The 12,609-nt window shown below is 51.8% G+C and carries 9 protein-coding genes; all 9 read left to right on the plus strand.

Annotation, left to right across the window (positions count from 1 at the left end; translation table 11 throughout):
• Position 1 precedes the first annotated feature (1 nt).
• The 9 genes from cysN to NV375_RS05850 all read left to right on the plus strand — a co-directional run bounded on the left by cysN (position 2) and on the right by NV375_RS05850 (position 12,603).
• Entirely contained in the window at positions 2-1,414 is a 1,413-nt protein-coding gene (gene cysN / locus NV375_RS05810; protein ID WP_258807290.1) for a sulfate adenylyltransferase subunit CysN, read from the plus strand.
• A 6-nt stretch (positions 1,415-1,420) separates the two neighbouring features.
• Positions 1,421-3,187, plus strand: a complete 1,767-nt coding sequence (locus NV375_RS05815) for an SLC13 family permease (protein ID WP_258807291.1) — start codon at positions 1,421-1,423, stop codon at positions 3,185-3,187.
• A gap of 153 nt (positions 3,188-3,340) precedes the next feature.
• Positions 3,341-3,925 (plus strand): RNA polymerase sigma factor, encoded by a 585-nt coding sequence (locus tag NV375_RS05820; RefSeq protein WP_258807292.1) that lies wholly within the window; start codon positions 3,341-3,343, stop codon positions 3,923-3,925.
• The gene (locus NV375_RS05825) at positions 3,918-5,078 is read left to right on the plus strand and encodes a FecR domain-containing protein (RefSeq protein WP_258807293.1); all 1,161 of its coding nucleotides are present in this window, start codon (positions 3,918-3,920) and stop codon (positions 5,076-5,078) included. Before NV375_RS05820 ends, NV375_RS05825 begins: the two co-directional genes overlap by 8 nt.
• An 80-nt stretch (positions 5,079-5,158) precedes the next feature.
• Entirely contained in the window at positions 5,159-8,299 is a 3,141-nt protein-coding gene (locus NV375_RS05830) for a TonB-dependent receptor (protein ID WP_258807294.1), read from the plus strand.
• On the plus strand, positions 8,287-9,477 hold the full coding sequence (locus tag NV375_RS05835) for a M14 family metallopeptidase (RefSeq protein ID WP_258807295.1): 1,191 nt from the start codon (positions 8,287-8,289) through the stop codon (positions 9,475-9,477). The genes NV375_RS05830 and NV375_RS05835 overlap by 13 nt, the downstream gene beginning before the upstream one ends.
• Positions 9,478-9,664: 187 nt before the next feature.
• Positions 9,665-10,216: a sigma-70 family RNA polymerase sigma factor gene (locus tag NV375_RS05840; protein ID WP_258807296.1), complete on the plus strand. Its 552-nt coding sequence runs from the start codon at positions 9,665-9,667 to the stop codon at positions 10,214-10,216.
• Positions 10,213-10,902 (plus strand): anti-sigma factor domain-containing protein, encoded by a 690-nt coding sequence (locus NV375_RS05845; RefSeq protein ID WP_258807297.1) that lies wholly within the window; start codon positions 10,213-10,215, stop codon positions 10,900-10,902. Before NV375_RS05840 ends, NV375_RS05845 begins: the two co-directional genes overlap by 4 nt.
• Before the next feature lie 159 nt (positions 10,903-11,061).
• Positions 11,062-12,603, plus strand: a complete 1,542-nt coding sequence (locus NV375_RS05850) for a DUF4331 domain-containing protein (RefSeq protein WP_405035619.1) — start codon at positions 11,062-11,064, stop codon at positions 12,601-12,603.
• The last annotated feature ends 6 nt before the right edge of the window (positions 12,604-12,609 follow it).

The raw sequence follows: 12,609 nt of genomic DNA on the forward strand, positions 1-12,609 counted from the left end.
CATGAGCCACGCATCGCCATTAATCGAACAGGACATCCTGAAATACCTCGAGCAACACGAAAACAAGGAGCTTCTGAGGTTCATCACCTGCGGTAGTGTCGACGACGGCAAAAGCACCCTGATTGGCCGCTTGTTGCACGACAGCAAAATGATCTTTGAAGATCAACTCGCTGCGATCACCAAAGACAGTAAAACCATGGGCACTACCGGCGACAAGGTCGATCTCGCCCTGCTCGTCGACGGCCTCCAGTCTGAGCGTGAGCAAGGCATCACCATTGACGTGGCCTACCGCTATTTCAGTACCGACAAGCGCAAATTCATCATCGCCGACACGCCGGGGCATGAACAATACACCCGTAACATGGCCACCGGTGCGAGTACCAGCGACCTTGCCGTGATCCTGATCGATGCACGACATGGTGTCCAAACACAGACCCGACGACACAGTTTTATTGTCAGTTTGCTCGGCATTAAACACGTCATTGTCGCAGTCAATAAAATGGATCTGGTGGATTACAGTCAGGCCCGTTACAAAGAAATTCAAGACGAATACTTGAAGCTGGCTGGCCAACTCGATATTCCAGACATTCACTTTGTCCCGATCAGCGCCCTCGACGGTGATAATGTCGTCAACCGCAGTCAGCACACACCATGGTTCCGCGGTCGTACGTTGATGGAGTACCTCGAAACACTCGAAATCACGCGTGATCAAGAGCACAGCGACTTTCGCTTTCCGGTGCAATACGTGAGTCGCCCGCACCTGAATTTCCGCGGCTATGCCGGCACTATCGCCTCAGGTAAAATCAAAAAGGGCGACACCATACGGGCGCTGCCTTCAGGCAAAGTAAGCACGATCAAAAGCATCGTCACCTTCGACGGTGAACTTGACGAAGCCGAAGCGCCTCAAGCGGTTACCCTTACACTCAACGACGAAATTGATATCAGTCGCGGTGACATGATCGTCGAGAAAGACGCTCTACCACACACTTCCAATCGTGTAAGAGCAAAAGTGGTGTGGATGCATGAAGACGCACTAGTCCCGCATCGCGACTATTACATTAAAATGGGCACCAAGTTCACCAACGGTAGTTGCGAGAAAATCCACCACCGCATCGACGTCAACACTCTTGAAGAAAAAGATGCCGAAACACTCGCGCTCAACGAAATCGGCACGCTCGATTTCAGCCTGCAAGAGCCCGTCGTCTTCGATAAGTACAAGAAGAACGCAAAAACAGGTGCCTTCATCATTATTGATCGCATGACCAATGTAACGATTGGTGCCGGTATGGTTGAACAGCCTCTAGTAGAAAAAAGTCAGCAACCACGAGATGTCAGCGAATTTGAAAGAGACCTAAATAGCTTCGTGCGTAAGCACTTCCCACACTGGGGTGCCAAAGACATCACCAAAGGTTAAGGCAAAATGACCCAGCTTTACGTTGGACTCGTCATTCTTGCACTGTTCGCAGGGCTAATTGGCGGCCGGCAGCGCCCTGCGACGCTGTTTGTTGCTGCCGCAATAGCTCTTTATTTACCCGGGCTGATAAGCAGTCAAAAGCTTCTGCACCACTACGCTAATGAATCACTCATCACACTCATGCTGCTGCTGATGAGTTCCATGGCGCTCGAGCGGACACGAGCTCTGCAATGGGTAAGCAGCAAGCTGTTTCACAAAAGCCAGTTCATCACGCTGCTAAGAATGCTCGGCTTGGTCAGCGTGACGTCAGCGTTTCTGAACAACACCGCGGTCGTTGCCGCTCTGATGCAAAGCGTACGAAAAAACCGCGAACATCCCGCACAACGATTGCTTATTCCGCTGAGTTATTTTGCAATCCTGGGAGGTATGCTGACGCTCATCGGCACTTCAACAAACCTCGTCGTCAATAGTTTTCTGGTGGATACTGGCCACCCAGGCTTTGGCTTTTTTGATTTTTTCCCCGTGGGTTTGGGTGCGCTCGCGGTTGCCGGTGCAACCACTTGTGTTGCCGCTTACTTGCTACCTAAAGGCCGCAGTCAACATGACATCAGTCAAGATTACTTCCTCGATGCAAAAATAGCCGATGACTCACCTTTGATCGGCAAAACCGTGCAACAAGCTGGATTAAGGGCGCTCGATGGCCTATTTCTCGCAGAAATCGTGCGAACAGCAGACCACAATCAAAGCTCACTGATCACGCCAGTGAAGCCAGAAACAGTTCTACAGGCAAACGACCGCTTAATTTTTTGTGGTGACGTTAAGCAGGCACAACAAATCAGTCAGTTGCCTGGGGTAAGCATGTTCGCTCACGACGCACTCAGCGACGGCGAGCAAAACGGTAACGGGCTGCTCCATGACAATCTTGCCGAAGTCATTGTCAGCCCCACTTCGACACTCGTCGGCCGCACCTTAAAAGAAGCGAACTTCCGCGCCCTCTTTGATGCCGCAGTCGTCGCCATTGGCCGAGGCGGTGAGCGAATTTCAGGCAAACTAGGGCAAGTAGAAATTAGAGCAGGTGATCGCCTCGTATTGGCCACCAGCGAGGACTTTTATCGGCATCGAAATCTTGAACGCAACTTTTTCTTGCTCGAAGGAAAACGCCTTAGCCCTACCCTTACGGGCCAACAAGAAGCTATCTGCTTGCTCGGGTTCGCCGCTGTGGTTTCCGCCGCTGCATTGAACCTCGTCAGCCTATTTTCCGGCCTTATCGCTTATCTCGCCGTGATCCTGACCACTCAAGTGATCTCCGCCACAGATATTCGCCGCCGCTTACCGCTGGAAATTTGGCTCGTCATCGGTTCAGCATTATGTATCGCCAGCGTTTTTGTGAGTTCTGGGCTGTCTGACAACGTCACCAGTGCTTTCTTAGGGCTGTTGGGCGACGAGGTGACGCCCATGGGAGCTTTGATGGGTGTCTTTGTGATGACCTGGCTGATCACTGAAGTCGTCACCAACAATGCCGCCGCGGCGATTGTCTTTCCGATCGCTATAGGCATTGCGGAAAGTTTAGGTGTGAACATTATGCCATTTGTAATGGCGGTAGCTTTCGGAGCCTCTGCTAGCTTCATTAGCCCCTTCGGCTACCAAACCAACCTGATGGTGATGAACGCTGGAAATTACCGCTTTCGCGATTTCAGCCGCATCGGCGTCTTTGTGCTACTTGCCTACAGCATCACTGCGCTTTACCTCATCCCCCGCGTCTTCCCGTGGTAGAACCACGGGCTACACTTTATGCGGCGTCTTCCCGTGGTAGAACCACGGGCTACAATTGACGGGGCGTGGTAGCCCGTAGTTCTACTACGGGGCAAACCCAACCACCACAAAAAAATATGGAGGTTTGCGCGCTTCATTGCGTATAGTAAAACTATGAGCGAAAAAGCGTGGGTGTCAAAGGCGCGCCGAGCGGCGAGTCATGGTTTGATCGAACGATTGCTAGCAGAGCATACCTTTGCACTGCGGCGGTTTATTCGCGTGCGCCTACACAGCGAGCAGCAACACGAGTGTGATGATGTACTCCAGGATGTTTATATGCGTCTGAGCCAAATTGAAGATTTGCCCGTGAAGCTTGCGGGACGATTGGATACAACACGCAATTATTTGCTGCAAATCGCTAGTAACCTAATCATTGATCGCGCACGACGTGCACAAGTACGCAAGCAGGCTGATCACGTGTCCAATACCAGTGATCAAGAAGAGGTACCATTGTATTGCGAAATTTATTCGCCTGAACGTAGCCTCGCAAATAAACGTAAATTACAACGCATCGAACGTGCCTTGCAAAAACTACGACCCACCCAGCGCAAAGCATTTTTATTACACCGCGTAGAAGGCTTAAGCTACCGCGAGATAAGTGATCAACTCGGTTTATCGGTAAGTACGATTGAGAAGCATATTGCCGCAGCCCTTTCCTGCGCTCGCCAAGCAATTGCTAAGGAAGAGCACGATGAGTAATGCCACCTCACCATTCGAAGCGGTTGCTAGCTACTGGGTTACGCGCCTATATTCAGGCGAAATGACAGCGCAGGAAGAACGTGAATTGCAGCGTTGGCGTACTGCCGATGTCCGACACGAGCAAGCGTTTGAAGAAGCTCTTGCCGTCTGGGATCTGAGTGCACAGTTGTATCGTAGCGCCAATGAGAACAACGCGCAGACAGGTGCGCAAGAAAAAACCTCTGAGCGTTCCACGCCCAAACCGCTTTGGACAAAACTAGCTATCGCGGCAAGCATCGCTTTTATCGGTGTCCTGACGGTGGTGACTTTCATTCCTACAGTCGATAAGCCTCAAGCGTCGCAACCCCGCATCGTTGAAGCTGCACCGCAACCTACTGCGGCGGAAGAACCCGCAACGCCGAACAGTACTGCTTTCCGTATTACCAACCAAGCCGCACAAATGCCGCTCGAGCAAACTCGCCTCTTTAACACCAAAGTCGGTGAAGTGAGTCATATTAGACTTGATGATGGCTCGCAGGTGAGCTTGAACACTGACAGTGCAATACGAGTGACCATGCGCAGTGATGAACGCCATATTGAACTGCTCAATGGCGAAGCTTTCTTCGACGTTGCTAAAGATGCCAACCGTCCCTTCGTGGTGGCCACCGAAGAACAGCAAATCACCGTACTCGGAACAGCGTTCAACGTGCGCCAGCGAAGTGATGAAAAAGTTCTCAAAGTAGCAGTCATTGAAGGCCGCGTAGCGGTAAAACGTCGAGCCAAGGCGACCTCACCCGAGCCAACCGCGCAGGCTAACGCAGTGGACCCATCGGGAAGCGACGTCGCTGAGCAGTTTTTACTTGCCGGTGATATCGGTGCATTTAGCGACCATTCAAAAGTCATTCAACAACAGCAATTTGAACAAGCTCAAGTGAGTCAGACGTGGCGTCGTGGGATCGTACGCTTCGATGATGCACCGCTCAAGAATGTGATCAAAGAACTCAACCGCTACCGCCAACGCAAAATTGCGTTGCAGGGTAGCTCCGTCGAAGACTTAAAAATCAGTGGTGTTTTCCATCTTAAAAATGGTGATGCCATTCTTAATGCTATTGCTGCAACCCTTCCAGTCCAAGTCCTCAAAGAGCAAGAGCAAATCTACATCACCGCACGGTAAAATTTTTTGGAGGTTTTGTGACAGTGCTGCGTAGATAGTTGCGTAACAACAATAATTCTAAAGCAAAACTACAGGAATCCATGATGAAGCAGCCAAAACTCAGTTATGTCGCCTGTTGCACTCTTTTAGCTCTCGGTACAAGCGTGGTCAGCACCCAAGTTCACGCCCAAAGCAACAATCCGACATCCACGAATTCAGCAACACAAACAGAATCCAACACTCACCAAGTTAAGCTTGCGGCACAGCCCACTGGCGATGCCTTACTCGCGCTCGCTGAGCAAACCGATACGCAAATAATCTTCTCCCCTGATATTACGCGTGGCAAAACTTCTGCTGCCTTGCAGGGCAGCTATAGCGTGTCGCAAGCCCTTACCAACCTGCTAGCTGGTACCGGACTCACGTTCGAGCAACAAGGAGCTGCGACCTACGTGATCACCGCCCAGAGCACTACCTCGCGGGTGCAAGAAAATTTTCGTGCGCAGCTAGGTAATGCCGAAGACGAAAGTAGCGCCAGCAATGTTGAGCGCATTCAAGTGGTTGGCTCAAATATTCGCGGCGCACGCGCCGCAGGCAACCTACCAGTGACCATTCTCAGTGCAGAGGAAATTGAAAATACTGGCGCTGCAACTGGCGACGAGCTGTTGCGAACCATTCCGCAAGTCGGCGACATCAGTTTCAATAACGAACGTACCATTGGTGGCGTGAATGATGCGCGTGGCGATGTTGCATCGATCAACTTACGTGGTATCGGCACTGGTAATACGTTAACGCTGCTCAATGGTCGACGTTTGGTTTTACACCCAGGGACCCAGACCGAAAACTTCGTGCCGGTCACCACGGTCAACTCCAATACCCTTCCAGTTGCAGGTTTACGCCGCCTTGAAGTGTTACGTGATGGCGCGGCGGCGATTTATGGCACCGATGCGGTCGCTGGGGTCATTAACTACGTTCTCAAAGACAATATTGAGGGAACACGTTTTCGGGTGAACTATGGGGCCTCAGAAGGCACTTCATACAACCAACTCTCCGCGAGTGGCGCGACCGGATTTAGCTTTAACGGTGACAAATCCAAAGTGACGCTGTCGATGGCTTACTATACTCGTGACGAAATGCCTGCCAGTGATCGTAGCTATTCAGCCAGCGAGGACCGTCGCTTCCACCCTGACATTCCTGAACAATTTCAAGGCGATACACAATTAGACAACCGTTCATTATCAAGCCCTTGGGCGATTTTTGATACTGACACCTACGGTCGTATCCACCTAGAACCTGAAAGTATGGGAGATTGCGAAGTCTATAATTTCGGTGACGGCGTTTGTGCTGCCGACGGCTCCCTACCACGCAGTATGCGTTACGATGCCGCAGTGGTTGACCAAAGCATGACCTCTGCCGTTGATCGCCTCAACCTCTACTCACACTTCACCCACAGCTTTAGTGATGATCTAGAATTTTTTGGTGAAGCGCTGTACTACGAAGCCCTATCAAAGCGCCGCCGTGAGCAGAATGCCAACTTGACGGCACAACGCTTCACCATTAGCGCTGATGCAGCATTTAACCCGTTTGGTGAGGATATTGGTTTACGTAATATCCGCCCGATGGATGTTGGCGGTCGCCGTATTGAAGTCGAAGATACGAGTTACCGCTTACTCGCAGGTCTGCGCGGTTATGTCGATTTATGGGACTGGGAAAGCGCTGTTTTGTATTCACGCGCAGACACTCACGATATGGCCTATAACCGAATCAATGTAGCGGCACTGCAAGCCGCCATTAACGAAACCGACCCGAGTCGTGCTTACAACCCATTTATTGGTGGCAACTTTGATCACGTGAACTATGGTGCCGGCGCACGCAATCCAGAGGCTGTTCTTGCAGGTCTTCGCACCAACATCAGCCGTGATAGCAAGAGTGAATTAGCGCTTTGGGACTTCAAAATCTCAAATCCGGCCGTGACGACGTGGTATGCGGGTGACATTGGCCTCGCAGCAGGTGTCGAATATCGCTACGAAGGTTACGCAGATGACCGTGACCCGTTACTCGACGGTTCCAGCCCGTTTTACGATCAAGTCACCGGTGAATTACTGTCGGACTCATCTGTACTAGGGAGTAGTTCAAGTCCTGATTCAGGCGGCAGCCGCAATGTCTTTTCGGCCTATGCCGAGCTGTTAGTGCCATTGCACGATACCGTCGATATGCAAGTTGCAGTAAGACACGAACGCTTCAATGATGTCGGCAATGTCACTAAGCCTAAACTAGCACTAAGCTGGGTACCCGCAGATTGGGTGCAGTTGCGCGCAGCCTACACTGAAGGGTTCCGAGCACCTAATCTTCCACAAGTGGTTGAGCAAGGCATCAGTCGTTCCAACACCCGCACCGATCCAGTGATCGATCAACGTTACGGCATCGAAGAACGTCGCGGCGGTAATGCCAACCTCGAGCCAGAAAACTCCGAAACCTTGAGTTACGGTATTGCGCTAGCACCGCTCGATGGCTTGTTAATTACCGTCGATTGGTGGGACATCGAACAAGACGGTGTGGTCGGCATATTGAACAGCCAAACACACTTACTGTATGACTCGCTTTTACGGTCACAAGGCTCGCGCAACGAAGCCGTGGTTCGTGACGACGATCTTGAAGTCATCTATGTCGCCAACCAATACAATAATTTAGACGTACGCACCATCAAAGGGGTCGATACCAGCATTAATTATCGTTACGACACCGAAAGTGCTGGTCGCTTCGACTTTACCATCAACGCTGCACATCTGAAGGAATTCGTCCAGAAGCCGGATCCAATTAGCGCCATTGTTTTGGCCGCGCAAGCAGAGGGTAACCCAGCGGTTCCGGTTGAACTTCCAGTGTACGGCGCAGGTGACCTATTACGTATGAGCGGTAACCCTGAGTGGCGAGGTTTCGCCGCAGTTGACTGGCGCATGGAGAGTTGGGGTGCGGGTGTGCGCTACAACTACGTCAGCGACTTTATCGAGACAAGTGTCGCCACGTCGTCTGGAGAAAACATGATCATTCCGCATTGGAGCACGGTGGATATCTACGCGGATTACCGCTTTACAGAGGGTAGCTTAGACGGTACCCGCTTGCGCTTTGGCGTGCGTAATATTGCCGATAAAGAACCACCAATCGCTGACGAGAGCTTCGGCTATTTCTCAAGCGTGCACTCTAATCGTGGCCGTTACATTTATGGAACTTGGTCATGGATGTTCTAAAGCTAATGTGCGGTTCTCTGGTGTTTGGCATCGCTGCTCTGACTTCGGTCGGAGCAGTCGCTGCTGAGCAGTGCCAGTTTGCCCAGGTTGTTATCGCAACTGACTTCGACACCGCTCGCGTTGATGGTTGCGAGAAGACTGCTGAGCACAGCTATCGTTTGCACTTAAAGCCAGAGAATCTGCCCATTAATCCAAGCCCTTGGTATGCGTTCCGGCTAGAGCCTAGAGGTTTAACAGCGCCACAAGAAATCAACCTGACCTTGGTTAGCCATGAAGGCCCAGCGCGTTATGCACCCAAAGTGAGTACTGACAAGCATCACTGGATACCGATCAACTACAGCAAGAACGACAATCGGATGCAATTTAAGGTCACTCTGCAATCGGAAAAGTCTCTTTATGTTGCAGGTCAGGAAATTATTGATGCCGCAATGTACGATGCTTGGCTCGCAGGTTTACCTATGGGACCAAATAAAAGCCGTTTTACGTTGGGTTATAGTGCTGAAGAGCGCCCAATACCTGCCTATCAACATAGTGCGGGAGACGGTAAGCCTTGGTTTGTCATTATTGGTCGGCAACATCCGCCCGAAGTCACAGGGGCATTAGCTCTTATGCACTTCAGTAATGAGTTGATGTTTTCTGAAGCAAAGGCTTTGCGAGAGGTACGTTCCCAGTTCAATATTTTACTGGTACCGTTGATGAACCCAGACGGCGTAGCAAATGGTAACTGGCGTCACACGACTGGAGGCGTTGACTTGAACCGTGATTGGTTCGACCTTAATGAACCTGAGTCACAGAGCTTGCATGCTTTCTTGCAGGAGCGTGAAGACGCTGGTGAAGAGGTTTTTTTCGCACTCGACTTTCATTCAACGCATTACAACATTTACTACACCATGCCGGCTGACTATGTGCGTCCCGATGGCAGTGGTTTGGAACATCCTCACTTGGTTAATGACTGGCTCGACGCTCTCGCTGCGAAGATCGATTGGGAAGTGAAAGATAAACCCGGTTCGAATCCCGATCGTGGAGTATTTAAGCAGTATGTGGCGGACACCTATGCCGTTCACGGCGTCACCTACGAAGTGGGCGACACCACCGACCGCGACGAAATCAAGGCCACCGCTAAAGCCGCCGCCCACACTCTCGCCCACACCCTGTTGGAAAGGTTAAGTAGCCCGTAGTTCTACTACGGGTGGAGCTCGAACCAATTATAAATAACCCGTGGTAGAACCACGGGCTACACGCGACGCGCCCCCTTGGGTTGGTGCGGCGGGCGATTCGGAATACCCCGTGGTAGAACCACGGGCTACGTGCTAGGCTGAAATGGAGGCTGTGAACTCCATCACGGCGACAGCATGAGGAAAGCCCATGGCGACTATCCGCACAACGCCCGAGGAGCTTGCGCACGCATTACAGCGCGTAGCACTTGGCGACCGACAAGCATTTAAAACCCTTTATGGCGCCACCGCTGACAAGCTTTATTCGGTCAGCTTGCACATTTTAAGGCGAGCCGACTGGGCTGAAGAAGCTCTGCAAGACACCTTTATCAAAGTTTGGCACGGCGCCGGTGACTACTCGAGCAACCGTGGTTCGGTGATGAGCTGGCTTATTAGCATGATTCGCTACCGCTCCATCGATATGCTACGCAATAAAAATAACCAATCGGTCAACGTCGACGACCTGCCCGAACTACAGACCCACACCGAGCTAGACCAAGCTGTCGCCAATAGCGAATACGCGCAACAGCTCGAAAATTGTTTGCAAGAACTCCAACCGGATTCACGCCAAAGCATCCAACTCGCCTTCTTATACGGACTTAGTCATAAGGAAGTGAGTGATCACCTGAGCACAGCCTTAGGAACGGTCAAAAGTTGGATCCGCCGTGGGCTGGATAGTCTCAAGAGGTGCCTGTCAAAATGAACTATCAAATCACCGAACTACAACACGCTTTGGCGGCACGCTTTGTCATTGGCAGCATGCGCGGCAGCGCACGCCAGCGTTTTATTCGCCTGCAGATGCAGTTTCCGCGATTACGCGATGAAGTGATCTTTTGGGAACAGCACCTTAATGAGCTAACGCAGCAAATCCCTACGCAGCCAGCACCGCAATCAGCTTGGGCTAACATCCAACAACGCCTTGGCTGGGATTCCGCACCGTCAAGATCATCTGGCAAAACCCCATGGTGGGCATGGCTGAGCAGTATCACCGCCGCCGTTCTGTTGGTGGTGCTGGTGCAACAAACACTTCTCACCGAACCCACCCCGAGTACGGATCGCATCGCAGTGATTCAAAACGAAAGTGCTCGCACTTTATGGTTAATTGAGCAACGCGACCAGCAGCTGTATGTATCGGCAACCGCCAACGTGGATCCGCTGACGAACGAGGATTACCAGCTCTGGATGTTGCCCGCCAATGGTGAAGCGCCGATTTCGCTGGGTCTATTGCCGCAACAAGGACAACGCACCTTAACCGTGCCGGCCGATCTAGATCTTAGCCAAGTCGCAGCGCTTGCCGTAAGCCGTGAGCCACTCGGTGGATCGCCAGAAGCCATACCGACTGGACCGGTTGTATTCACCACGGATTTATTGAGCGCACAAAAAACTTAAAAAAAGTTGCATCCAAAAGTTTCTCTCATTCGGAGTTAGTACTGCAGTAGTAAAAAAGCAGTAACAACATGAAGTAAAACTCCGTAATGAGAGGAACTTAAAATGAACACAACACATCGTTTTAAAACCCATACTACCGCTGCAGCGGTTGCGGCTGTCATGCTTGGCACCCTCAGTCACGCAGCTTTAGCCTCGAGTCATCGCGAAGCACCGAATATTACCCGCTTCCCCACCCTTGATTCGACTGATTTTTATGTCTTTAACAGCTACGAGCCAGGCCGCGAAGGCTATGTAACCTTCTTAGCCAACTATGTGCCGTTGCAAGACGCCTACGGCGGACCGAACTACTTCGCCATGGATCCTGCAGCCGTTTATGCGATCCATATTGATAGTGATGGCGACGCCAGCGAAGACCTGAGTTTTGAGTTTCGCTTCCAGCAAGAGTTACCAAATGGCGGCGTGAAACTGACCATTGGTCCAGACGGCAATACGCGCGATGTAAGCGTACCGCTCAAGCACGTCGGTGGCATTAGTGCAGGTGACGCTAGCGCGCTAAACTTTAATGAAAGCTACACCTTAGAAGTGGTCGGCAGCAGCGGCTCAAGCAGCACTGTTACCGGCGGTAGCGGCGAAACCGAGTTCACTAAACCCTATGCTTATGTGGGTAACAAAACCTTCAGTAGCCCAAGCGCGTATCAGAACTACGCCGATCAGTATGTTTACGACATCTCGATACCTGGCTGCAGCACCATGGGCCGTGTCTTCGTCGGTCAACGCAAAGACCCGTTCACGGTCAACCTTGGTAAAACTTTTGACCTCGTGAATTACGTTCCAGTGGAAGGTGATAGTGCGCCAGGAGCGGGCGACGGCGGGGGCTTCCCTGGTGGTATCACCCAGTCAACTGCAAACGACGATCTGCGTGACAAGAACGTCAACACCATCGCCCTTGAAGTACCTACCTCATGCGTAACCGGCAACGGTAATGGCGTCATTGGCGCGTGGACCACAGCGAGCTTGCCACAAGCACGCGTGTTAAATCCTGAAGCCAACTTGGCGAAACCAGAAGTCAACGGCGGTGCTATGGTGCAAGTCTCGCGACTTGGTTCGCCACTCGTCAACGAACTCGTCATCGGTATCGACGCCAAGGACACCTTTAGCGGAGCTCACCCAAGTGACGATGGCCAGTTTGCCGACTATGTGACCCACCCATCCTTGCCAGCGATTTTAGACTTGCTATTCCGTGATGCGGTGAACAACACCCTCGGTACGAACTTCGAAACCATCGCGCCAACGAACTTCCCGCGCGAAGATCTGGTCGCCGCCTTCTTAACTGGATTCCCAGGCGTCAACCAACAAGCCATGGTGACCGCATCTGAGATGTTGCGCCTGAATACGGCCATTCCAGCTACTCCAGCCTCGTTGCAGTCGCCGTATGGTGTCGCAGGTGATGACCTTGCGGGCTTCCCGAATGGTCGCCGTCCAGGTGACGACGTGGTCGATATTGCCCTTCGAGTAGTCATGGGCGCTCTATGTCATGAGATTCCAGTGAATGGCACTCCCGTCAACCTCGGCTACTGTGCACCAGAAGATGCTAACGTCGGTAACGTACCGTTCACCGATGGCGCACCACTTGATGCTAGCTTCGTTGACGATAGCTTCCCTTACCTGCTGACGCCATTGTCAGGTTCAGGTGCGGAATAAGGAGGA

This window comes from Pseudidiomarina sp. CB1 (assembly GCF_024752025.1).
Taxonomy (GTDB): Bacteria; Pseudomonadota; Gammaproteobacteria; order Enterobacterales; family Alteromonadaceae; genus Pseudidiomarina.

What these genes read in the sequence shown, in the direction of transcription:
- cysN (WP_258807290.1), top strand. Translation starts at nt 2, where the DNA reads ATGAGCCACGCATCGCCATTAATCGAACAGGACATCCTGAAATACCTC.
- NV375_RS05815 (WP_258807291.1), top strand. Translation starts at nt 1,421, where the DNA reads ATGACCCAGCTTTACGTTGGACTCGTCATTCTTGCACTGTTCGCAGGG.
- NV375_RS05820 (WP_258807292.1), top strand. Translation starts at nt 3,341, where the DNA reads ATGAGCGAAAAAGCGTGGGTGTCAAAGGCGCGCCGAGCGGCGAGTCAT.
- NV375_RS05825 (WP_258807293.1), top strand. Translation starts at nt 3,918, where the DNA reads ATGAGTAATGCCACCTCACCATTCGAAGCGGTTGCTAGCTACTGGGTT.
- NV375_RS05830 (WP_258807294.1), top strand. Translation starts at nt 5,159, where the DNA reads ATGATGAAGCAGCCAAAACTCAGTTATGTCGCCTGTTGCACTCTTTTA.
- NV375_RS05835 (WP_258807295.1), top strand. Translation starts at nt 8,287, where the DNA reads ATGGATGTTCTAAAGCTAATGTGCGGTTCTCTGGTGTTTGGCATCGCT.
- NV375_RS05840 (WP_258807296.1), top strand. Translation starts at nt 9,665, where the DNA reads ATGGCGACTATCCGCACAACGCCCGAGGAGCTTGCGCACGCATTACAG.
- NV375_RS05845 (WP_258807297.1), top strand. Translation starts at nt 10,213, where the DNA reads ATGAACTATCAAATCACCGAACTACAACACGCTTTGGCGGCACGCTTT.
- NV375_RS05850 (WP_405035619.1), top strand. Translation starts at nt 11,062, where the DNA reads ATGCTTGGCACCCTCAGTCACGCAGCTTTAGCCTCGAGTCATCGCGAA.